Consider the following 24,201-nt stretch of genomic DNA (forward strand, 5'->3'; position numbering starts at 1 on the left):
CGCATCAACTTCGCGTGACAGCCACATAGCTCTCGCCCACCCCCGCGACGAATGTTGACGCATCAAGGAGCGCACCGGCCTGCCGCTCCGGGCCCGCCCTGAAATCATGCCGGTCTGAGGATGTAGCACGCCAGTAGCCGAAACCCTGGTCGAACAGGATCACCGCCACCATGCCGTCGTCGTAGCTGATCGTCATCTTGCGTCCGTGCGGCGCGTGGGAGTCGTAGTATCGGCACTGAAGCCGCAGGCGTTCGGCGAGAGCTTCCACAACGTGGGCGCGGTCTCCCTCGTTCTGCCAGTTGTTCCCGATCTTGAAAGGGGCACCACCGTACCGATCGTCCCGGAGCGGCTCGGTCACGACGTCAAAAGGGATGAGGACGCCCTTGGGCGCGAGCGAGTCCCGCAGCGCCGCGACTGTGCGGAACATCAGCAAGACGGGCAGAGGTGCCTTCAGATAGCGGTCGGAATAGCCGATCGCTGCGAGGTGACCGGGCTTCCACAGCCCAGCGGCCTCCAGATCGTCCTTGAGAACCCGGGATACCATCCCCGTCCCGAACTGCTTCACCGGCCGGCCCGGATCGGACTGCATGATGCGGACTCGGTCGCCAGGCGATGAGCGCTCCAGTGCATCGGCGTCCACGCGAAGCATCTGCGGAAACGACGCGAGCGGCATCGACACAAGCGGATGCTCGCTTCCCGATCCCCAGCCGGCGTCGAGCACGCGGGCAGCCGCGTCGCGGGTGAAGAAGCCGGTTGCACCGCCGGACGAACCGATGGCCGCCAGCATAACGGCGCCGTTCGCGCCCACGACCGGATCCGCGCTCCAGAGCGTGAAGCCGTGACGGAAGGAGGCGTTCCGCAGCCCTGCCCGCGCCGCGTCGTCCATCTGCTCAAGGGCCCCTGATGGCAGAACAAGGCGCACTTCCGCACCAACCGTGCCCAGCGATCCGAAGACGGTGGAGAACGGCGTCTCGGCCAAGGCAGCCAGATCATAGTCCGTTCCGGTCCAGATCGCCGCCACTTCACCGGCCTGCACCCGCCTGACCATGGCATCGGCCGCCGGCCCGCTGAGGACCGAATTAGGCCCAGCCAGGTCGTCCTCATCCGGTTCGCTCATGTCAGCGAGAAGCGTCGTGAGAAATGAAAGGGCGGCGCGGCGATCGATGATTTCCTGCTGCGCGAAGATGTCCGCCACGAGGACGCACGAGGAGCATCCAGTCCTACATTCCATCGGGCATTCAAGGACACGTCGCGCGCCTTGCAGGACAACGGTGAGCTCGTCGAGCAGGCGGGGCGAATAGCCGGCACCTCCCGAACTCTGATCATAGAGGAAGATCGAATAGGTCGGAGCGCCAAGTGCCCCGGTGCGTCGCGCAACGCCCAGCCCCAGCTCGCGCGGTTCGATGCCAAGCCGCCGGGAAAGGGCCTCGCGCATGGCCGATGCAAGCGCCCACGCCGTCCCGAGGTCGGTCAGGTTCGCGGGCTGAAGCTCTGCCACGTCCGTCAAGACCTCATGCCCAAGCGCCAGGGGACGCGTTATCGCGAACGTCTTGTCGTTGCCGGAACACCGACCGGCGCCACCCTTGGGTGGCATGAGCGCGTTGTGATCGGTGAGCGGTGGGCCGCCCTCCTCGGCCGCGCGACCGCAGTCCAGGCATATCTTGTAGCCTTGCTTCCGCCTTCCCATCGAATGGTAGAACACCATGCCATCGGAGGTCGCCCTCACGCGTCCCAGGATAGGGTCGAGCAGGGGATCCCAGCGCGCCTCCCTGGCCGAAATGCGAGCCGGTATCGGCTCGATGTATTCCACCCTGTCGGTCTCGGCGTGCGGCTTCGCCTTCCAGTCGACCCGGAAGCCGGCCGGCTCGAGGAACTGCTGCTGCTCTATACTCGTCGAGCCGCACGCGTTGCACTGCTCGACCATCGTTCGCGAGCAGCCCGCCTCCCCGCAGTCGCGACACGACCAGGACCAGCGCACGCTCTGGATCTCCGGACTGCCGTTGTCGTGGGCGGGCCGCTCCCAGTTCAGCGTCACGCCCTCCGAGGTCCAGACGAGCCCGTCGACCACGATCTCCGCTCCGGGCGCATACTCGCGGATGGCGACGTCGGCATTGCGGCTTGGATAGTCGTATCTCCGGTTCCGCGTGGTCTCGCCCTCATCGTCCGACCGGTTGCGGTGCCTGTCACGGGTCTCGGCGCAGTCGGTGATGAAGGGCACGACCGCGTTGGGGAATCCGTGACCTGGAAGCAGCGAACGGTTGGCGAGTTCCCTTAGCAGCGGTTCGCGGCACATCCGGCGCACCTGGATCTCGATCCCGGCCCGCGCGTCAGGTGCGAGCGTCCTCGCCTGCTCCCGCAGCGCTCGCCACTGCTCTCCGAAGGAGACAGCCGCCGACCCGAACATCTGTGCGGCAGTGGTCAGCACCGACGCGTTGCCCTCAAGAGCCGTCCCCCTGGTCAGCGCGCGAGTTCCGGGACCCGTGCTTGAGTCCGTGCTCGGCTGCGCCAGCCAGGCGAGGAATTGCGCGATCGGTGGATCGACGGGAGGATCCAGGGTCAGGCCTTGCGGGTAACCGAGGAAGTCACCCGCCTTGACACGTGTCAACTCGCCGGATGCCTCGCGGAACCATCGCGCGAGGAGCAGCGCATTGACGTGCCGCTGGACGATGCGCCGCGATTCAAGCTGCACCTTCGGCGACCGCAGCTTCGTGCCGAGGTAGGCCACCGGGTCCAGGAAGGCCTCGCGGTCCAGCGGGGTGTTGCGCGCGAAGGTGAGCGATGAGGCGAACCCCTGGCCCCGCCGTCCCGCGCGCCCCACCCGCTGACGGTAGTTCGCGATGGAGGGTGGCACGTTGGTGTTGAGGACGGCCTCGATCGATCCGATGTCGACGCCCATCTCCATCGTGGTCGAGCATGCCAGGAGGTTGATCTCCCCCTTCTTGAATTGCTCCTCGAACTCGCGGAGCCGATATGGCGGTTGCTGCGCCGAGTGCTCCTCAGCCCGGATGTAGGGCGCGAACGACGCAGCCCGGTCGTGAAGGTCGGACCACACGCCCGCGCCGCGGAGTTCGGCCACCAGCGGATCGTCGTGCGTGAACCCAGCCAGGCGCTCCCGATCGACAGCGCTGCGTGGGAACGTCTGTGGGAGCTGCGGGAAGGTGAGCTCCCGCGGCTTCTGGTCCGCACCCGGGGGGGGGCCGCGAAGGCCGTACGGGGTCCGCCCCAGGGCGAGCCGTGGGAGCACCCGATGCGTCACCGGGCATAGCCAGGCCGAACGGACCGGCGCAAGGGAAGCCCGGCCAAGGTCCAGTGAAAGGGTGGAGGCCGTGCTCTCCAGTAGCGGACGCACCTGATCCCAGGCGGACTGGAGTATGTCATCGATGGTCGCGCGATCCTCGGCCGACGCGCTATCCAGCCCGAGCGTCCGCTCCAGAAGCAGGACCGCATTGGTCTTCGGACCCGACGCCCCGGCTCGGGGCCAGACGATGTCCGAGGCATTGCGGCGGCTCTGGCCAGGCCCCACGATGCTGCGCACGAAGGCTTGCCTCGGCAGCAACCACCGCGCATCGGCCCAACTGATGTTCAGGACGAAGTTGGTCCGGATGGCTGCATCCACAAGGAAGTAGAGATAGTCGCGCCAGTCCCCGAGGCCGAGGCCCTTTCGCGTCAGGGCCTCCGGCACCCGCGCCTGGGTCAGCTTCTCGATCGGTGGAAAGACCAGCTTGGCGAAGCCGAGCGTTTCGATCGCGTTCGCCCGGCGCGGCCGCCGTGCAAGCTCCCGGAGCAGGAGGTAGTTGGCAAGCGCGTCGGGATCACGGTGGAACCGCTCATCGCGATCCGCATCCCACACGCGGCCGATCCACTGTCGAACCATCGGCTCGCTGCCCAGGTCCCGCACCGCCGCCGTCCATGGGACGCCCGCCTCGACGGCGCCCTGGCCCAGCTCCGCCTCAACCTCCGCGAGATACGGCGCGAACATCGCATCCCCCTGCGCGAGCCTGGCGAACTTGTCCCGCTTCTCCTCCAGCTCCACCCTCAGCTCGGGTGAGAGATCCGGGGGCGCCGATGCCTTCTGCACGAGATGGTAGACGAAGGAACGGACGTAGCTGCGCTCCGACATGGTCTCGATGTTCGCCGCGAAACGGGCTGTGCCCTGGCGGCTGTCGGTGAAAGAGATCAGCTGACGCCCTTCCGCGGGAAGCTCGATGCCTTCGACCCGGCTTGCGGACACCCCTTCCAGCATGGTCGGTGTCGCGTTCTGGATCAGGAAGGGTGCCCCGAAGCGGAATGGCCACAGCGGTCCGCTGGAATTGGTGCCGGGTGCCGCATGACAGCGAGCGCATCGCCCGTCGTCGACGGGTCGGCTCATCCAGACCGGGGTCCCCTCGCCCTTGCGCTCGGGGAGACTTCCGTCCCGCGGGTCCACGCCACGCAGCTGAAGGTCCGGAAGCGCGCGAACGCCCAGAAGCCTGCGCTGGCCGTCCGCGGGGACGCCGATCGGCTCCTGGTCCTCCGCCTCACCGTCTTCGGTCTCAGCATCGCCATCATCCATCTCGCGCGCGCTGGCGGCGGCGAACTCGTCACGGTCCGGGGTCGTCGCCGCGGGAAGCAACCTGTCACCATGGTCGTACGCGTTGAGCCACGGCTCTCCGCACTCGCGACAGCTGACGATCTCGTACAGCTGGCCTCCGCACCCGCCACACCGATCGTCGTCCTGGAACGAGATGCCGCCATACGGCCACTCCTCAGGGCGTTCGCGAGCACAACCCCCGTCCAAACAGGACCAGAGGCCTGGCACGGCCCGCACGAACTGGTGCACACGGAGCGGCAGCAGGGGACCGTCCCCCCTCGTCCCGGGCCTCGGGGTCGCGACACCGTGGATCAGCGAGGACGTGTCCAGCGCCGTGCCGGCGATCTGGCGGGCGCGGGTCAGCGACATCGGTCCACGCTCGGCCTCTCGCACGAACGCCTGCACCGTGGGATGCGCCGCGAAGTCGGCGCGCGCCGGATCCGGTGGCCCTGCAGCCGACGTCGGCGGTGGAAGGGCGACGTCCTGCCGGTGGCCGATCACCACGCTCACCTGCGATGTCGGAACGCCGGCCAGGTCGGCAAGGTAGCGCTGCAGTTCGGCCCTCGACTTTTCGTCAGAGCCGCCGATGGTCGCCGATGTCGCGACGAACCGCACGTTCGCCGCCTCGACGCCGAACGTCTGCAGCACGCGCCTCAGCAGAAGCGAGACCTCAGCCGCTGCGGATCCGACGTAGCTGTGCGCCTCGTCAATGACGATCCACCGCAAAAGACCTTGCGAGGCCTCGACGATCGGATGGTCCTCCTTCCGGATCGTCATGTATTCGAGCATGGTGCTGTTCGTGACCAAGACCGGCGGTGGATCGCTACGAAGGGTTCGCCGGTAGAGGACCTGCCCCGGGTGGTCGACCTCCGCCCGGTCGCGCTCGCTCTTGCGGTTGTCCGTCATCAGGCCGTTGTAGAGCGCGAAGCGGATGTCGCCGCCGAACGGCGCGATCCACCTGCGCAGGCGCTCCTCCTGGCTCGCGATAAGCGCGTTCAGCGGATAGAGCATCAACGCCCGCACACCCATGAGCCGACCCCGAACTTCGACCTCGCGCGCCAAGTCGTCCAACATGGGCACGAGGAAGCATTCCGTCTTGCCGGAACCTGTGCCGCTCGAAACGAGGACGGATCGCGGCTCCTTCGCCAGCAGGTGCGTCCAGGCCTCGATCTGGTGCGCGTACGCCGGATAGTCGAATCGGTACGGGTCACCCTCCCTTCCCACGAGTGCATCAACCACGCGCGGGTGGAGGAGGCCGCCGCGAAGGTCCTTGGGAGATCGACCGGACGACACGAAGCCCGCGGCGCCCTCGAGCGCGGGCTCGGCGAAAAGTGCGCCGCGGGACACGTCCGTGCATGACAGCCGGGCGCGGAGAAATGAGTTGAGGCCATCGTGCCGAATGCCGGCCTGAGCGATCACCGCGGCGGCCACCCGCTCGCGCAAGCGCGCATCAACCTCGAGCGGGCTCAGGGTCGCCGGAGAGGGGTCTGCGTCTGCCATCTAGCGATACTCCTCGAGCGTGGCGGCGAACGCCTCGCGAAACCAGCGCGGATGGCGCCGTCCTATGTCTTTAACGCACCTGATCTCGGCATCGTCGAGCTCGACCCGCTGCATCGCGGACAACGCCGCGGCGACGGGTGCATCCAGAGCGCGCCAGAAGTGCTCTCCCACGCCCCATGCCGGAAGCAGGTCCGCATGTCGCCGCCGAAACGGGTTCTGCATGTCCTGTATGCGGTCGTCAGATCTATTCAGAAAAGCGTTGGACGCCACGACAAGTCCGTCGTGCTCGGATTTCAACCCCAAGAGCGGTGCCAGGACGGGCTCCTGTTCCGCGATCGCCTTCCGACGGTCGCTCACCATCCGGGCCACCAGCAGCGGCTCGTCGGGTGCGGTCTCGAACAGGTACTCGGCCAATGCGGCCGCGGCCTCCTCCCAGCACCGGACATGCACCAGCGACCACGCCATCGGCAGCCCTTCGGTCAGCCGAACCAGCGCATCAAGGTCCTTCGCCGCCGCGTGGAACAGCATCATGGTGCCGAGAAGCGGCCGGTCGCAGATCAGCGCCAGGACGTCGAATGTCGCGGGCGGCATGCCGTCGAGCGAGAGGGCGAGATCGGTGGCTGACTTCACGAGCTCGCGGCTCTCGCGCGAAGTCGGCTCCCCCAGCGTGTCGTCAATGAGCCCGACGATCGCCGCCAGCCGCGGCTCCCGCTCCTGGACCGCCATCGCCCGGCCGAGCGCGGTGGTCGGCGCCACGGCCATGTCGCGCCCCCGGATGAACTGCGGGCAGCTGAGCACTCGCTCGTTGGCCCTGAGGTAGACCAGCCAGTCGCCGTGAAGGGTCGGAATCTCGAAGGGTCTGTGCATCCCGCTGGCGAGCAGGCCGTAAGAGCCAAAGTCCCGCTCAGCCGCGGGTTGGGCCAAGGCTCGCCCGACGATGCGGACGTCGCCCTCGACCACGGCACGATCAGGACACCATCCACGTCCCTCCTTCTGGAGGATGTGCTCGAACTCCTCGACGAACCAGAAGTCCTCATGGCCATCGTTGAACTTGAGCCTCACCGTCGCGCGTATGTCGCCAAGTGGCCGGAGCAGCGCCGCGAGGTCGTCGCGGACCGTGGACATCGGCAGCTCGCCGTCGACCCACCAGCTCGAGATTCCCTGCACCATAGGCCTCCGATTGCGGCCGAGGAGATCGGCGAGCAGCTCGCACCTGCCGTCGGCGCGAGCGACGAAACGGTTTATCGTCGAGAGCGAGATGCGCGAGCCGCGCTGCAGTGGACCAGCGGACCAGTCGTCTATCCAGGACTGGTGGGGAAGCGCGATCGAGATCTCGACGAGTGCCCGTCCGTCAACGAGGAGGCGTAGCGTGGTGCTCGATCTCGTGGTCGCGCGCGTCGGGAACCGCCAGGTGTCGAGGCCGACCTTCGCCCCGCCGTCCATCTCCATGCGACCCGGCCATCCGGAGACGGTGAGATTGAGCCATTCACCGACCCTGCGGGATTCGATCGCGAAGGCCGCTGGCAGCACGACGGCATCACCCCTTGCGCGGATGTGCCCGCTATGCTCATCGCGCCACGCGAACTCGCACTGGCCGTGCGATGGAGCGAGCGCGTTAGCCTGCCAACCGGCAGCCCCCGCCGCGCGCCAGACGAGTTCGCCCGGCGCCGCCATCCTCTCACGGTTACCGTCCCGCAGTCGAAACGCGGGCGCGCCGACGAAAAGCGGCAGCGTGGGGTCTACGCTCGAGCACTCGCGAGCGACGGTGCCCAGGATGAACAATCGATCGCGGTGCTCGCCCTTCTGTCCCGCGCGGACCAGATACCGGTCTCCACGCTCGGATGTGACCAGGGCTGCGCCTTCCACGATCCAGAGCGACCGCTCGCCTTGACTGCCACCGGCCAGCAGTTCGGAAGTGCTGAGCTCGTCATGTGCGGCGCAGGTCCACGTTCGCGGCACGTCGACGTGCAGCCGGTCCGGCCTGTACCCTCCGCTTCCGACACCAAGAAGCGTCAGTTCCAAGCGATCGTTCACGCCCTGGTCGCCGTCCGCCACGTAGACCCGCACGCCGGGTGGGACTGCGTCCCCGCCCGGCAGGCCGAACGGCTCGCCCACCCGCGCGCCGCCACCGCGCAGCTCCGCCGTGACCGCGATCGACAGCGGTAGGTCGAACCTGCTCCGCGTCGTGCTCGGTCTCGCCGTCCAGGTGCCCTCCTCATCCGGATCCGCGGTGGCCAGTTCGCCGGCCACGTGCCGCGCGAACTCGCCGGACGGGAAAAGGCGCAGCCGGCTCCAGTCCTCCCCGAGGTTTCGCGAGATCGCCCTACCCTCGACGTCATTGAGCGTTCCGGTGAGCTTCAGCTCGACCAGCTCTCTCCGCCCGTCCGACGTCAAGGTGAGCAGTCGTCGCAGACCAACCGCACCTGTCCCTCCACGCAGGACCGCGGTACGCATCAGGCCGTCGATCAGGCTTCGTCCCGCCTCGCTGCTGACACCGACAGGCAGTTCGTCGCGCCAGGCCGGGTGGTGCCTGTCGAGCCAGAGCGACGTGAGCGATCCCTCAGGCGCCCCTTCCGCATCCGCGAGGCGTCGCAGCCGAACGATCTCGGTCGCGAGCTCGGCGGACACGATCTTTATCTCCTGGTTGCGCCAGGTCTCGGGCACCAGAACCATGAGCGACGAGGCGATACGCTCGGCCACGTCGAGCGAGGCGTCCGGCTCGGCCAGCAGGGCTCCGACAAGACGCTCCAGAAATCGTGGCGCCCAGCCCGCCCCCTTCCCCTCGATCGCCGCGAGCGGGAAGCCGCCTTGCCTAGCGATCGCCGCAAGACGGTGATGCGTGCCGTTGATCCGCAGCTCCGGGATGCGCCAATGTCGAAGTCCGATGTCGGTCAGCTTCCGGTAGTTGGTCCAGCTCCCGCGCAGCTCGAGCGGCACGCCGAGCGCATCCCAGCGCTGCCCGGTGCCATCGTAGCACCGTCGGAACCACTCGGCCGCCCATAGCACGAACTGAGCCGCGAGGACCTTGTCGGGCGCGAACATCAGGGCGGAGGCGCGCGCCTTGAGCTTCGCCTGCAGATCGGAGAAGCGATCGTCCCGAAGTCGGTAGGCATGCAGCGGGCGTCCGTCGATCGCGGGCAGCTGGAGATCGGCTAGCCACTGCGGAAGCTCTGCGGCAGCGGCAGCGGCCGCCGGCGCCGTACCGAGCGGGCGCCTGAGCGCACCGGAGGATCTCCGCAGGATGAAGCGCAGCGCTACGGCCTTGTTGCGAAGGCGCTGAGAGTCGGGTGCAGCCGACGACTGCAACTCGTCCGCTATACGGCCAAGCTCATCTGCATCGGTCCTGGCCGCCTCTATGCGTGCCGCGTAATCCGCCCCGTCCACCCACCCCCCTTACCACTCGACAGCGCGATCCGCCGCTAAGTCGCGACGTGACGCTCCGACGATTTCAACTGCGCGAGCGATGCCGACCCGAGGAGGCACAGCACGAATTCGACGAGTGCACGTATCCTGCTCGATCTAGGCCGATAATCCAATCCCCGTGGAAGCTGCCGACCGGCTATTTCGAATTCTTAGAACGAACAGCATCCCTGGCGAACTGGGTCACTGCAGTGGCTCGACTAGCGCCCAATCCCGGCTACAATGCAACGCGTATTTTATTGCATGAACGACTTTAACGCCGAGGCCGCCGTCCAGACAAAACGTGTCTCGCCGCGGAGCTGGCGCTTAAGGACGGGCTTTCCGTGCGCGGCTGGCCGGACCCGCGCTAGCGCAAGCTACCGCGCAATATCTACAAGCTGACTGACGCGCTGATCGGCGAAGTTCGAATAGGCACGATGATAGCCGGTGCGCTGCCGTGGCGAAGCGTCGACAGGCGCATTAGGGCAGGCTAAATCGCAGACGTGGCGGCGGGTCGGATGGCGCGCCTACCGCAAAGCCTTCGTCGCGCCGTCTCCGCAAGGCAGATCACCACCAGGAGTGCGCAATGACGGATGCAGACACTGTGGATCGCAGGGTGTGAGTCCTTCAGCTGACCTACTCGAGCCTGAGAAGGTTGCTTGAGTTCAAGACGGTCTACGATATTCAGCGTAACGTAATTGACCGGCATTCTCGCGATTTCCGCGAGTTCGAGGCGGAAACCGCCGAGGGCACATTTGCGGGCGCCGGCGTACTCGCAACGCGCAAGAACATCCTTAAGAGCGCTCACCGCGCGGAAGGTAGTTTCTACCACGACGACGTCCCATTGGGATCTCACGAGGTCGGTGCCCACATCCGCAAGTTCCCCCTCGAGGCGGCGTCGGCATCCTATGTGTTTACACTAGTCGAGGTCTATGGCGACGAGGTGTCGGCGATCGTACAGCCCGGCGGCATCAATCGGAACAAGGCCTGGCACGAGGACATCAACGGTTTCGCCGACCTGCGCGACCGGGTCCAGGTCGAGACAGCGCGCGCCGCGTTCGCGAAACATTTCGGGGCGGAGTCTGCCGACGTCCCGGAACAGGCGGCGCGGCGCATGGTCGACTTGAAGCGTATCCGGAACGACTTCGCCCACGACGGTTCAGGGCACGTGTCATTCCTATCGTTCCTGTCCGACGCGATCGCGGTTGTCTGCCACATCGCTTTCCTGGTGACGGCCGAAACGCGCATCTCGATTTATCCGTGGGACGATCACGAATACCGGTTCGACCCTCAATCCACCTGACCGCCCGCCGGAGGGCGGCGGTCGCTCCATCGCTTGCATTCGGCATGTAGGGCGACGTGGCTAACAGCCGCGGACTCCGCGATCGGTCACCCGCGAATTCGGGTGGCGGCCCGAAAGTTTCGACGCACAAGTGAACGATGTTCCGCACCAGCCTCTCCGGTCAGATAAGGCAGACCAAACTGCCGAAGTGGAAACCGCTCCTGCCGATATTCGAGGCGGTGATGAACGCCGTCCAGTCGGTGCAGGACCGAGACGGCGACGGCGACGGCACGATAATAGTTAACTTTGTGGAGGCACCGTCCCTGGACATAGACAGTGTCGGTCGCATCGGGAATGTAGTGATCATCGATGAGGGGGTTGGTTTCACGGACGAGAACATGGACTCGTTCAACACGGCATATTCTGAGCACAAGTATACTAGAGGCGGTAAGGGCGTAGGCCGCTTCCTGTGGCTCAAGGCGTTCGACCGCGTCGAGATCGACAGCGTATTCGATGCCGACGGTGAAGGACGCCTTCGCCGAAAATTCTTGTTCGACACCGCCTTCGACCCTGATCAGGTGGTCGCAACGCCGACAGATGGCGCGAAGGTTGCGACCTCGATCGTTCTGATAGGGTTCCAGGATCCTTACAGAAGCGAGATCGCGCTAGACCTCGAGCACATTGCGCTTCGAATGTGCGAGCATTTCATCCTGCTCCTCATGCAGCCGACGTGCCCACGCATCGAGCTGCGTTCCGGCAAGCAGACGCTGCCGCTAAACCCATTCTTCGAGGAGACCTTCAGCCGGAACGCGACCCGTTCGACCTTCACGATCCGGGATCAGGATTTCACGGTCCACGGTTTCCGCCTGGCCTCGCCGCGCATGGCTCGACACCGCCTGATCTACTGTGCGGACGAGCGTGCGGTGTTGTCGGAGAACCTTGACGACCTCGTGCCCAACCTGTCGGGACGGCTATTCGACCCGAACGGCGGCTCGTTCGTATATCTCGCAGTCGTGACCAGTCGCTTTTTGAACGAGCATGTGAATCAGGAGCGCACGGCGTTCGACATTGACGACGGCTCGGACGCGGAGGCTTTTCAGGGCACGATGCTCATACCGACCCTAAAGCGAGCGGAGATCCGCAACGCCTGCGTCAATTTCGTCCGCAACGATCTGTCCGAGGTTCTCGCCGATATCAATTGCACCAAGATGGAGCGCATAAGAAGCTATGTCGCGACCGATGCACCGCACTACCGTGTTCTGCTGAAACGGGCCGATGAATTCATCGACCGCATCCCGCCGGGCGGCACGAAAAACGATCTCGAGCTCGCCCTTCATCGCGAGCTCCATCAGCGCGAGATCGAACTAAAGCGGGAAGGAAGCAGGATGCTTGTCGAGGCCGCCAGGCTCGACGATTACGAGGGCTATCGGGATCGCCTTTCTCATTTTCTGGAGAACAACAACGAGCTCGGCGTCGCCGCGCTCGCCCAGTATGTCACCCACCGGAAGATCATTCTGGAGCTGTTCGAGAAGGCGCTGAATTCGGTCGGTGATGGCCGATATCCGCTCGAGCGGATCCTTCACCAAATCATCTTTCCGATGAAATCGAGCACCGATGAAACACTGTATTCGCAGCAGAACCTTTGGCTCCTCGACGAGCGCCTTAACTCCTACGGAGTGATACATTCAGATCGGCAGCTCCGGTCAATCGATGGGCTGCAATCGGACTCGGCGCTGCGGCCGGATCTGATCGCCTTCGACCAAGAATATATCTTAGGTGACGGACCGCAGCCGCTGACGAGCCTCACCGTTGTCGAATTCAAGCGCCCTATGCGCGACGATTACACCGACGAGGTTAACCCGCTAAACCAAGTACTAGGCGTGGTTGAGAAGGTGCGGTGTGGGACCCAACTTGACGCCAACGGCCGGCCAATCTCGGTTGCTGGACCGGACATCCCCGCTACATGCTACGTCGTTTGCGACCTGACCCCAAAACTTAAGAAAATACTTCGTGAGCGGGATGCTACAATGTTATACCAAGACTCTCTGATCAGGACCGATGGGCCCACGACCTCAGTCCGATGGACATGATGCGCCACGGCTGATCGGTGAGGCGGTTCCAGGCAAAGCAGCAATGGTCGATGATGTCGTCGTAGGATTTGAAGATGCGGTTCGACAGCCAGTTGTCGCGCATGAACTGCCAGACGTTTTCGACCGGGTTGAGTTCTGGGCATTTTGCCGGCAACGGCAGCAGCGTGATGTTGGCCGGGACAATCAGCCCCGCCGAGAGATGCCAGCCTGCCTGATCAAGTATCAGCACGGCATGGGCGCCGGGCGCCACAGCGGCGGATATCTCGGCGAGGTGGAGCGTCATTCCTTCGGTATTGCAGCGCGGGAGCACCAGCGCCGCCCCCTTGCCCTCCGCGGGGCAGATGGCGCCGTAGATATAGGCCGAGGTGGTGCGTTGGTCCTTGGGCGCTGACGGACGTGTTCCGCGTCTGGCCCAGCGCCGGGTGATGCCATTCTTCTGGCCGACCCGCGCTTCATCCTGCCACCACAGTTCTATGGGTGTACCCCCGGGGAGCGTCGCTCGGATCGCTGCCACCTGGGCTGGGAAGCCTTTTTAAAAACGTCGATGGCGTCAGCCGCCTGCGCATGATGCCTTGGCCGTGCCGTCAGCTTCCTGTAGCCCATGGCGCGCAGATCGCGGCTCAGCGTCTGCTTGCTGACCGCCACACCATATTCGTCGAACAGCCACTGGATCAAATCGACGATCCGCCAGCGCACCACGCCATGTGACGCCGGGATCGGGCCCTGCTCGATGATCTCGGCAAGCGCCCGCTTATGCTCTGGGCCAAGCACCGGACGCGGACCGGGCGCTTTGCCGTCGAGCAAGCCGTCGGGCCCGCTGGTATTGAAGCGCAGCACCCAGTCTCGAACCGTCTGCAAACCAACGCCGCCTACCTGTGCCGCCGCGTGCCGCGCACCACCATCGTAAATCACCGCCAGCGCCAGCAGCCGCCGGACCTGGTTGGCGTCACCGCTCAAACGCGCCAGCCTTCGAAGACCAGACCCATCAAAATCGTCCCGAAGCCCAACCGCTGATGCCACCGCCAACCTCCCACCGTCTGCGATGTTGAATCAGATCATGACCGACTTGGGAATCCCCCGCGCTGAGTCAGGCTCCAAGGGACTTGGTATTACCCGACGGCCAAGGCTTCTACGGCTACAGTCGCAACTACAACGCTTATTTCGAGGTCCTTGACTACGGCAAGGTGCTCCGAGATGCGCAGCGGAGGAACGTCGCGCTCTTCGACAAGCTGAAGCTGCTATAACACCGCCGCCGGCGGCGGCGTCACCAGATCGGCGCATGGACTGTTGAATACGGCTCTCGACCGGCGCCACTTAGCTCGCTATCCTGAAAACGCGTCGTGGGATGGGCCCGCGGCGGAGTCTTGGTGCGCCGGGCAGGTACAGCGGCTGGACAGCGGACGGGTACAGCGGAGGGGTTCCGCCATATCCAAGAACCGCATTTTTCTGCGGGTTTTCGAAGTTGGTAACGGCTCTCGTAGGGGTCACCAGCGCTTCCAAGCACTTACGTATGTAAATGAGGATGGTGCTTCTAGCTTCCCCAAACTTTTCCCCAATACGCACTTTCCCGCCTAGCTGGATGATTCGGCCAAGCGGCTCCAAATACCACAACCAATCGGCGCGGCCAGACAGTGGCCGACGCAAAATATTCTCATAGATAGCGTCGGGTACAGCACGCCTGGAACCCATATGGCCTGCGCCTCCATGAAAGGAGCCGCAGCCGCGACGCGCTCGCGCTGAGCGTCGAGGATGGGCTGATCGTTGCACCGAATGTGATGATGGCGCGGTCATTAGCGATGCTGCGCCCGAGCCCGGCGCAAAGGCCTACTGACGATCGTTCCAGTGGGGCTAACCACTTTGATCCGAGATTTCTGCCAAAGCCATGTGGCAGCCTTTTCCCGATAGGTAGCGTCCGCGCATTCGCACGCCAGCTCCATCATCATCTCCACTGGTCGAGTTGCGCCAGGGTCCATATCCCACAGCGTCTCAGCGGCCGAGAAAAGCCGGGAAGCTTTGATCTTATTTGCCAACTTGCGGTCCTTTGCGGTGGGGAATTGGATGACTGTTGCCGGCAATCCATAATTGAAAGAGGCGGTTAGGGACGGACAGGTTGAGGGAAATGCGATTACGTTGCTGCTCATGATCGACTCCTTGTTGGACGATAATAACTAATACTTTATATTCTTATGTCAAAACAGACAGAGTTGGCCTATATTCCGAAGTATTTTGGCGTGTTGGCCAACAAGCTCGAGATATCTCCGAATTATAGATCGGACATTTCCCAACTTTGTCGCGTCGAATCCGACGATTGACCGCCAGAATCGTATGAGGAACTGTAAAAATAAATCGACCACCTTAGATCTGCATCGAAAGCGCAGCGGACCGCGAGCGAACGCCTCGCCGACCCCACTCTCCGCCCCCAGTCGCACGGCAGGGTCGAGATAGCGGCAATCCGAGCGCTACCGCGCCGCCTGCTCGTAGCGCTCACGCCAAGCGTCCACGTCCGGCGAGGCCCTAGATCTTGAAAAGAGGTGATAGCGCCCGCCAACCGGGCACAACCCAGGCCTCTGCTTAGGGGCGGTGGCGGATTATCGTCGATCTTAGGGTATCGAACACAGTGCAGGAGACACTGTGCTCTAGCCACGAGTGCGGGGAGAGGGCGCGTTCTGCCCCCGGCAGGGCGCTGGCCGACCCCCACCCCACCCCCCGGCACCACCCGGAGCGATCGAATAAAATCCGCGTTCCCGCCCCGCACTAATTTTTTTTCGCGCGGATCACGTTCCCCCATTCTGTAGTAACCTTCGGTTTTTCTCGCGGGCTATTCGGAGTTTTAGAGGATGTAGTATGACGATAGTTCCTACAGATTGTAGGAACTAAGATCGAAATCCGAAATCGTGCAGATTGACACTGATTTAATCTTAGCGCCTCTAGCATCTACCACCGACGAACGGCGGTCCAGCAGGGTGACACATGACCATTACCATCGAACCTCTTGCCGACCCTGTTCCCGTTGCGGCTGGGCGGCTGAGTATTTGTCGAGCGCAACTCTACAAAGAGATCGCAGCCGGACGGATCGTGGCTCGCAAGGCCGGCAAGCGCACACTCATCGAACGCTCGGAGCAGGCGCGTTGGTTGTCAGCGCTTCCGTTGATGCCCGCGAACATCGGTAAAACCGCGTGAAAGGCCTGTGCTTCGACGATTTGGACGAAATCTTTCCTGGGGCCACCTTGGGCAGAAACTCCCCCTCCGGGTCGATCGCCGGGCATCCCATCAATGCGATCTTCGCGGCAGCGAACGCACAGGCGGAGGCAGAAGCCCTATCCGCCGACGCGAAGCATCCGGATGAGAGCGAGACGGCTCAGGCCGCTTGGCGAGCCCAGCAGGACGCAGTGCGCGCCGAGGCGGAAGAACGCCAGATCGCTGATCAGGATGCCCTCCGCGCGCGGTTTGCTGCGGAGGACGCAGAACGCGCCGAGCAGGCGAGCGCCATCGACGCTGCTCGATCCGCGATGGAGCAGCAGGACCCCGATTATCACGCATATGCGGTGAAGCTCGGGTTTTACATCGATGCATATGATCCCGCCGACAGCGAGACGGCTGGGTCCAATTGGGCGCTCGCCGACGACGAAAACGAGAACGCAGAACTGATCGCGCGAGTGACGCCGCAAGTGATCAGCGCAATTTCGCCTTGGTTGGCGCACTTCGGCGCGATTGGCGGCGTGCGGGCTGACGGCCTCAATGCCACCTTGATGCGCGGGCTGGTTACCGCCGGCCTCTCCCCTACGTTCTACTTGGTCTGCGCCGCTGACGACGCAGCGGTTGGGGCGCCGTCGCTCGGCGAATTTACCCCCGTTTCTTTGGCGATCGACGCGCTGCCTGGCGCTTCGATCAACCTCAAATCCAAAGTCAGTCCGGTCAACGCGACGCTTCTGGTCGAAGCAATGCGCAATTGCGCCGAGCCGGTCGGGCCGTGGGGCGGCGCTCTACCGATCATCGATCTGCCCAGCGCGGCCGAGAGCCGATCGCAATATCTAGACCGAGCAGCGCTGGTACCGGGAAAGCTAAACCGGGTGATTGGCCGGTGGCGCCGTAGCGGCGGCAATCTCGCTCTTTTTGGAACGCTTGGCAGTGCCGATGAGCGCGCGTCGGGCAACCAGAAGATTGAATGGCTGGTGGAAGGGCGCATACCGCGTGGCTACGTCACGCTGTTGGTCGGCAATAACGCTTCAGGGAAGTCGAGCGCGGCGCACGCCATCGCGGCTGCGCTTGGCAGTCCCGAAGCCACCGCCCGGCGAATGGTTCTCGGTGCTGAAGTCACCGGGGAATACGAGGTGGCGATCATCTCGGGTGAGGATGGCGAAGGCATTATCAACCATCGAGCCGCCGCGCATGAAACGGCTTGGGGCCAAGCCTCGTATTTTGTGATCGACGGTGTGGGCGTGCCCCTAGAGGACGTGTTGGAGATGCTGGAGCTCACTCCGCATCTCGATCTGTTAATCATCGATCCAGTCCGAGCCTTTCTAGACGGCGATGAAGACTCGTCAGCTATAGTGTCGCGATTTTATGACCGGCTCACCCGCCTTGCTCGCGACAAAAATTGCGCAGTCATAGCGGTGCACCATCTTACCAAGGCCCGCCCTCGTCGCCTGGCCGATATGCTGCCGATGGTCCGGGGTTCCGGCGTCCACACCGATCGTGCGCGCCTTGTCATTGGAATGATCTATCGCGGCAACGGGCTCGTCGAAATCGGCCCTATCAAATCAAACCTGCCGGGGCTCTGGACAGAGACGAACCTCGGCGAGGTGTACGTCCGCGACGCCAATACGTTCACGTTGCGGCCTGCGATATCGAACGCGGCTGGCCTCCGGCCAAGCGGTGAAGATGACTGCGCCGAAACTCGTGTGCGGTCCGCCATCGGCAAACTCAACTCGGCTGCTATCGTCGTACGCAGGACCGGTAGATCTGGGCTGTTCGAGGCAAAAACGGCCGAACTGACTGGAATGTCACGCAACGCAATCTTGTCCGCGATTGCCGCGCTGCTCGATGCCGGCGCTTTGGTCGATGGTGAAGAAGGCCTCGTTGTGGTTCCGGCCGCGTCACCCTCTAGCGGGGACGAATGATATGCTATATCAGGTATCTGAATACCGCTCTTGCTTTGATTGCGGTGTACCAATTCAGGCTGCGCCGCCACCGGAGGTATCCAGAACAAAGGCGCGACCCTGCCCGATTCTGAAGCGCATCGCGCCCCGCGGCGGCGGGGGCAAGCGAGCCGTTACGATCAACAACCCACGGAGCAATCACCATGAATTTGAACCTCGCATGTGCAGCGCAGCCCCACACCGTTCACCTGATGCCCGGCGACACGCTCAACACGCTGCGGCAGCGCTGGGAGGAGTCCGCGCCGGCTCGCCGCTGCGGCCCAATCTTCATTCGATAATGCGCTTGGCGGCGGGCGCGGCAGGCCTCGTGTGTCGGGGCAGGGAGCTATTCATGGCCCGCCAGCCCTTCCGTCTCCTGCACTCGATGGTCGTTGCGTGCGGCCCGATCGCTTTCGCGGGTTCGCTCTGATGTGCTTCAGCGGAAACAACAGCGCGAGTAAGATCGCCAACCAGCAGCGCGCGGATGAAGTCGCTCGGCAGGGGCGTATCACGTCGGGCATGGGCTCGATCAACAGCGCATTCAGCGGCTTCAATGATGACTATTACGCGAAGCGAGCCAAGGACTATGTCGATTTCGCCACGCCAGCGCTGGATAAGCAGGCGCGCGCCACGCACGACGATCTGATCTATGCGCTATCGCGCACCGGCAACCTCGACAGCTCTGCGGCGATCAAGAAGAATGCCGACCTGACCGATGAGACGAACGCGCAGCGGATCGGTATCGCCAACACCGGGCTCGATCAAGCCAATCAGCTCCGGTCGAGCGTCGAGAACACGCGCGGCAACGTGGTCGCAGAGTTGAACGCCACCGGGGACAGCTCGGCCGCAGCAGCTTCGGCGCTTCGCGACACGTCGAACCTTAATCAGCCGTCCGGGTATTCGCCACTTGGCAATGTGTTCGCGAATTTTGCGAGCACGCTGGGCGCCATCGGGTCGAACTCCAGCAACGGATATGGCGGTTTCACAAGCGGCGGCAAGTCGCTGTTCGGCACCGGCTCCGGTTCACAACGCATCGTAGGAGCGTAAGACATGTGCTTTCCACCAGCAATCATCGCCGGCCTTGCCGCCGCCGCCGTGGGAACGGGCGCGAAATACATCGGCGACAAGCAAGCCGAGAGCGCCAGCAATAGCGCGTACGGCGCGGAGCGCGCGCGACAGCAGGCTTTCACCGCCGACCAGACCGCGAAGTTCCAAGACAGCCTAGATCGCACCAAGGAGCTGACCGATCCCGCACAGCAGGAGAAGGCTGTCGACGCTCGTAATAGCACGCTGGCCGCGGCGATCGTTCCCGCCTCGACCGCCGGCAGCTACCTGCCCGGCTCGTCGTCGGCGCCATCCGTCGTATCGACGGCGCAGGACAAGTCCGCGGCGACCAGCGCCGCAACCAGCAGTTCGCTAGCGCGCGCTATCGCTACCTTGGGCGGCGTGCAGGATCAAAAGCAGGGCGTAGACACTGCGATCGGCCGCAACAGCAGCGCTATCGGGCAAATTTCAGGCTTCAGGTCGGGCTCGGCGGGTGTGCTCAATTCCGAGATGAAGGCCGCGGCGCAAAAAGGATCGTTCCTCCGCGGTGTCGGCGGCTTAGCGCAGCAGTTTGGCATGATGGCGCTGTCGCATGGCTTGGGAGCACCAAGCGTCGGGACCGGCACGGACCTGAGCTACGCGGCGAACGGCGCGAGCACGTTGGGCAAGGTGTCCACCGCTGTCTCGCCTTTTAATCCAGGGGTCTTCTAATGGCACGCGAAGCAAACCAGTTCTACAAAGACCCGACCGCAGAGATCGGTTCGAGCCTCGCAACGGCGCTGTTCGGCGACCCCGCGGCTGCGCTGAAGCAACGGCAGGCGCAGGCTGCGGCAGACGCGCAGGCTGCGCAAGCTGAGGAGGCGCGCGCGCATGCCTCGGTGTACCGCGGGCAGGCAACCGGGCTCGACTCGACGAACGCTGCGAACGCCAGCCTTTCCGATGTCATTTCCAACCTCTTCAGAACCAAGCCTGCTATCGCCGCTCGCGCGCCAATGGGTGCGGAATCCGACGACGGCGGGGAGATTGCCGGGTTGCCGGGCGTTAATGCAGACCAAGCGTTCAAAAGCGGTCTGCCTGCCCTGTTTGCGTCCATGGTGCAGGGTGGCCATGGCTCAGATATCGACGGCACCGTTCGCGCCGCTGCGGCGTTCGGCGGTGGCGACGAGATGGCGCGGCGCGGACTAGTCGCAGGCGGCGCAAGTCCGAGCGCTGACTTCGCGATCACGCCAGAGCGCGCCGATCAGATCCGCACGCAAGACTCACAGTCGAAGCTCGCGCAGGCGATGGGCGTGGCGACGATCAACAATCGCGACAATATCCCGGTCGCCAACATCAAGGCAGCCAGCGACGCGACGGTGGCGGGCATCAACAACAGCGGCCGGGCCGACGTTGCCAATATCAAGGTGGCCGGGGCCTCGGGCGATCGGTACACGGGCGGTTGGACGCCTCGCGCGCGCAACGGCGGCGATAACAGCGATGCCGCGGTCGATGGCAAGATCGCTGGCATGGTGAAGTTCCTCGGGCTCCCGGCGAATGCCGATATTTCGAAGATCGATCCAGCGAAGCTCGCACAGGCCCTTGCGCTCTCCGAAGGTGGCAGCGCGACGAACCCCGCGAACATCAAGACGGTCAACGGCAAGGGCTTCATGAATTTTGGCAGCCCCCAAGCCGCTGCAAGCGCCACCGCCGCGCTTGTGTCGCGCAAGCTGGCCGCCGGGCAAACCACCATTCGATCACTCGTCGAGGGCTTGCCCGCAGGCGGCGGCGCTGCAAGTGGCCTTTCGGCTGACGCGCTCGATCGCGCCGCGCAAAATTACAATCTGACTGGCAAGATCCCTACTAATCTTGGCCGAGGCGGTGCTGTGCAGCAGCGCATCTTGTCTCGGGCGGCAGAACTTGCCGGAGGCACGAGCGTAGGCGACCAGCTCGCCGGGCAAGCTGCCCGCTCGGCTGACGGCCAGTCTCTCGCGCAGCTTCAGAAGCAAGTGGATGCGATGTCGGGCTTCGAACGTACCACGCTCGCCAACGGCAAAGCCGCAATCGAGCAGGCGGTTAAGAATGGTGGTCCTTCGACGGTGTCGATCTGGAACCAGTGGGTACAGAACGGCAAGCGCGGTTTTGCGGACCCCGGCGTCCGCGCCCTCGATATTGCCGTTCAAACGCTCGCGAGCGAGTATGGCAAGGCAATCGGCGGTGGTGCGAATGGCAACGCGGTGTTGACGGACAGCGCGCGCAAGGAAGCGCAGGAGCATGTCTCTTCGGCTATGACGGTCGCCGAACTGAAAAGCGCGGTTGCTCAGATGACGATCGATATGGGCAATCGCCGCCGAGCTTATCAGGGGCAACTCAACGACATTAAGGGGCGCATCTCCGGCGGCGGCGGCGGCGCAGCGCCAAACTCTGCACCGGCCCGCATCGTGAACGATGCCGACTACGCGAGGCTCGCGCCGGACACACGGTTCATCGGCCCGGACGGCGTCGTGCGGAGGAAGCCCAAGTGAGCGGATGGCAGGATGCGCCCGCAGAGCCGGCAGCGCCAGCTTGGGCGTCGGCACCGGCGGAAGGACCACCCGCGAAGCCGACGCATGACCAGTTCAACCGGCAGCTCGAACAGATGGTGAAGGCTGGCCACAACGCCGCCGACATCAACCAATTTGCGAGCGACAACGGCCTAACAATCAACCAAGGCGACCTCGCGCGAGCGGTAAAGCGCAAGGACGCCCGCGCCGTGAGCCGCGAGGATGTGCCTCCGCCAGCACCCTACAAGCCGCACTCACTCTGGCAGACGCTCGTCTCGCCGAGCGCGGCAGCGGCCGATAGCCAAGCGGTGGATAATTACACGCGAACGCGCGGAAACTTGGTCGACAAGTCGGTGTTGGCCCTTCGGGAAAGCTTTGCCAACACGGCGACGGGCATCGGCGAGGGTATCGCCGGGCTGCCCGATCTCGCGATTAAGGGCGTGGGCATGGCCGGCGGCGGGCTCGCTCGCCTGTTTGGCGCACCGGGGATCGCGCAGTCGCTGGAGAACCCCGTGACGATCGGCGGCATGGTGCGTTCGGCCACTGGGGCCGAAGCGGATCCCAAGGGCGAAGCGGGCATGGCGCGCGCGATATCGCGCGGTGTAGGCGGTGCAACCCAGGGCATCGGCATCGGCAATCTTCTCCAAAACGCGAAGGGCTCAGTCGCGCGCGGCATTGGCGCTGTCCTGTCGGCGAACCCCGGAACGCAGATAACGGCGGGCGCCACGGGCGCTCTCGGCGGTGAAGCGGCACGACAGGCGGGCGGCGGTCCGATCGCGCAGACGATCGCTAGCCTCGCGGCGGGCGGCCTCGGCGGCTTGGCCGGAGAGGGGACGGCGGCGCTCGGCACAGGCGCGCGGAACGTGCTCACCGATCGCGGCGCCGCGATCCGCGCCGGCAAGACGCTCACCGACAACGCGGACAATCTCCCGGCTGCGCTCACCCGCATCGCGGAAGCCGAGCCGCAGACCAGCGGCGCTGCGCCGACACTCGCGGAAGTCTCGCGCGATCCGGGTCTGGCGGGTTTCCAGCGGTCTTTCGGTTCAACCAACCAGAAGCAGGGCGCGCGGATCTCGCAGCAGCAACAGGAGAACGCCACGGGCCGCGTCGCCGCTGTCGGGGAAATCGCAGGCCCCGGTGATGCCGCTGCTGTCCAGGCGGAAGCAGGTGCACAGGCTGCGGCGCTCGCGACTTCGGCGCGAACCGCAGGCGAGGCCACCGGCCCGGCAGCGTACCCGGAAACCAGCGGTTCGACAGCGCGCCAACTTCTCGACGCGGCGCATGACGCGGCCAAGGCGCGCACGCGCTCTGCCTATCAGGACCCGGTGCTGACCGAAAAGACCCCCGTGGAGGTGCCGCCGGAGTTTTTCGACGGGCTAAAGGCGAAGCTCGAGAATTTCTATGGCGACGCCGGGGGCACAATGCCACCGGAGATGAGCAGCATCATTTCGGACATTGCGGGCGAGGCCGGCAACAGCAACGCGCTCACGAACCTTGATCGCCGCCTTGCAGACTTCGCCGGGCGGCAGCGCATGGCAGGCGCAGGCAAAGAAGCCGCGTTCGCAGAAAGCGTTCGCTCCGATCTGGCGGGCGTCGCTGACAGCGCCTTGCCGCCCGAGCAGCGCGCTGCTCTTGCTACGGCGAAGACCGCGCGGCGCGAGCAGGCGGATGCGTTCGAGGTAGGCTCTGTGGGCAAGGCGCTGGCGCAGGAGCGCTTCGGGCGCCCCGCGACGCCAGATAGCTCCATTCCGCAAGTGCTGATCCCCAAGGGTCGCGCAGGCGGCGAGGCCGTCGCGCAACTCTCTGCGTCCACATCCCCGGCCAACGCCGAGGCCATCGCGCGCGAGGAAATCCGCCGCCAGATGGATGTCGCGCCGAACGCCGCAGCCGTGGCGCGTGTGCGGCGCGATTTCGAGCCGGTGTTGCGCCAGTTCCCCGCGCTCAACGAGAATGTCACCAGCGCGCACGGGCAGATGGCGCTTGCCGAGGCGTTCCCCGCCTCCCCGCTCGGTCGGTTCGCAGACGCGACCAAGTCGCCGACGCAAGTCGTGGCGTCTATGCTCGACGCGAAGGACGGCGGGCGCGCGTTCACCGGCCTGGTCAATTCGCTGCGCTCGCGCCCGGCCGCGCTCGATGGCCTGCGGCGATCGGTCCATGACTATGTGGTCGATGCCAGCAAGACGAGCGCCGTCAACGGTGCGGGCGACCAGGTGCTATCGACCGCAGGCGGGCTGAAGACCCTGCGCAACGCGCTCGATCGCGATCAGGGCGCGAAGCTCTTTTCGCCGACACAGCGCCAAGCCCTGCTCCAGATCCAGGGCGAGATGGAGGGCGCGCAGTTTGCCAACACTGCGAACCGCACCGCTGGCTCTGACACGGCGCGCAACAACCTGCTGGCAGGCGCGGGCAAACTGGCGGGCCATAGCCGTACCGTCCGGATCGTCCGCGTCGTCATGGATCTGATGAACAATCAGGAGCAGGCGAATGCGCTGATCGGCAAGGCCATCCTTGATCCGAAGTTCGCCGCCGAGCTGATCCGCAATGTGCCCGCGGCGCAGGCGACCAATGTCGGGCAACGACTGGCGTCTAGCGTGATCGGCGCAACCGCTGGCGCGGCGCATCCCATTGATGCGGGGACGCGACCGAAATGAGCCTGGTC

Annotated in this window: 12 protein-coding genes; 8 read left to right on the forward strand and 4 right to left on the reverse strand. The window is 64.6% G+C overall.

Going from position 1 to position 24,201, the window contains the following annotated elements; translation table 11 throughout:
* Positions 1-4: 4 nt before the first annotated feature.
* Both ACVWYO_RS06495 and ACVWYO_RS06500 read right to left on the reverse strand, forming a co-directional pair.
* Positions 5-6,070, reverse strand: coding sequence for a DEAD/DEAH box helicase (locus ACVWYO_RS06495; RefSeq protein WP_457349305.1), 6,066 nt, complete (start codon positions 6,068-6,070; stop codon positions 5-7).
* Complete coding sequence (locus ACVWYO_RS06500; protein ID WP_457349306.1) at positions 6,071-9,454, reverse strand: STY4851/ECs_5259 family protein; 3,384 nt, start codon at positions 9,452-9,454, stop codon at positions 6,071-6,073.
* A gap of 670 nt (positions 9,455-10,124) precedes the next feature.
* Here ACVWYO_RS06500 and ACVWYO_RS06505 point away from each other — a divergent pair.
* Complete coding sequence (locus tag ACVWYO_RS06505) at positions 10,125-10,772, forward strand: hypothetical protein (RefSeq protein WP_457349307.1); 648 nt, start codon at positions 10,125-10,127, stop codon at positions 10,770-10,772.
* A gap of 137 nt (positions 10,773-10,909) precedes the next feature.
* A complete protein-coding gene (locus ACVWYO_RS06510; RefSeq protein ID WP_457349308.1) occupies positions 10,910-12,841 on the forward strand; it encodes a hypothetical protein in 1,932 nt (643 codons plus the stop codon).
* Here ACVWYO_RS06510 and ACVWYO_RS06515 read toward each other — a convergent pair.
* A protein-coding gene (locus ACVWYO_RS06515) for an IS630 family transposase (RefSeq protein WP_457349309.1) occupies positions 12,801-13,861 on the reverse strand; the annotation gives its coding sequence in 2 pieces (ribosomal slippage) (positions 12,801-13,369 and positions 13,369-13,861; 1,062 coding nt in all). The genes ACVWYO_RS06510 and ACVWYO_RS06515 overlap by 41 nt on opposite strands.
* Before the next feature lie 770 nt (positions 13,862-14,631).
* Positions 14,632-14,982 (reverse strand): hypothetical protein, encoded by a 351-nt coding sequence (locus ACVWYO_RS06520; protein ID WP_457349310.1) that lies wholly within the window; start codon positions 14,980-14,982, stop codon positions 14,632-14,634.
* An 829-nt stretch (positions 14,983-15,811) separates the two neighbouring features.
* On the opposite strand from ACVWYO_RS06520, the gene ACVWYO_RS06525 reads away from it, so the two are divergent.
* The 6 genes from ACVWYO_RS06525 (at position 15,812) to ACVWYO_RS06550 (ending at position 24,193) form a co-directional block, all read left to right on the forward strand.
* Positions 15,812-16,021 carry a helix-turn-helix domain-containing protein gene (locus tag ACVWYO_RS06525; RefSeq protein WP_457349311.1) on the forward strand — a complete coding sequence of 70 codons (210 nt, stop codon included), beginning with the start codon at positions 15,812-15,814 and terminating at the stop codon, positions 16,019-16,021.
* A complete protein-coding gene (locus tag ACVWYO_RS06530; protein ID WP_457349312.1) occupies positions 16,018-17,961 on the forward strand; it encodes an AAA family ATPase in 1,944 nt (647 codons plus the stop codon). Before ACVWYO_RS06525 ends, ACVWYO_RS06530 begins: the two co-directional genes overlap by 4 nt.
* Before the next feature lie 414 nt (positions 17,962-18,375).
* A complete protein-coding gene (locus tag ACVWYO_RS06535; RefSeq protein WP_457349313.1) occupies positions 18,376-19,026 on the forward strand; it encodes a hypothetical protein in 651 nt (216 codons plus the stop codon).
* Positions 19,027-19,029: 3 nt separating this feature from the next.
* Complete coding sequence (locus ACVWYO_RS06540; protein WP_457349314.1) at positions 19,030-19,734, forward strand: hypothetical protein; 705 nt, start codon at positions 19,030-19,032, stop codon at positions 19,732-19,734.
* Positions 19,734-21,524, forward strand: a complete 1,791-nt coding sequence (locus tag ACVWYO_RS06545) for a hypothetical protein (RefSeq protein WP_457349315.1) — start codon at positions 19,734-19,736, stop codon at positions 21,522-21,524. The genes ACVWYO_RS06540 and ACVWYO_RS06545 overlap by 1 nt, the downstream gene beginning before the upstream one ends.
* Positions 21,521-24,193 carry a hypothetical protein gene (locus ACVWYO_RS06550; RefSeq protein WP_457349316.1) on the forward strand — a complete coding sequence of 891 codons (2,673 nt, stop codon included), beginning with the start codon at positions 21,521-21,523 and terminating at the stop codon, positions 24,191-24,193. The genes ACVWYO_RS06545 and ACVWYO_RS06550 overlap by 4 nt, the downstream gene beginning before the upstream one ends.
* Positions 24,194-24,201: the final 8 nt, after the last annotated feature.

This window comes from Sphingomonas sp. UYP23 (assembly GCF_054059235.1).

Excerpts from the sequence above, each read along its gene's own strand:
- ACVWYO_RS06495 (WP_457349305.1), bottom strand. The coding sequence starts at position 6,070 with ATGGCAGACGCAGACCCCTCTCCGGCGACCCTGAGCCCGCTCGAGGTT.
- ACVWYO_RS06510 (WP_457349308.1), top strand. The coding sequence starts at position 10,910 with ATGTTCCGCACCAGCCTCTCCGGTCAGATAAGGCAGACCAAACTGCCG.
- ACVWYO_RS06520 (WP_457349310.1), bottom strand. The coding sequence starts at position 14,982 with ATGAGCAGCAACGTAATCGCATTTCCCTCAACCTGTCCGTCCCTAACC.
- ACVWYO_RS06525 (WP_457349311.1), top strand. The coding sequence starts at position 15,812 with ATGACCATTACCATCGAACCTCTTGCCGACCCTGTTCCCGTTGCGGCT.
- ACVWYO_RS06540 (WP_457349314.1), top strand. The coding sequence starts at position 19,030 with ATGTGCTTTCCACCAGCAATCATCGCCGGCCTTGCCGCCGCCGCCGTG.
- ACVWYO_RS06545 (WP_457349315.1), top strand. The coding sequence starts at position 19,734 with ATGGCACGCGAAGCAAACCAGTTCTACAAAGACCCGACCGCAGAGATC.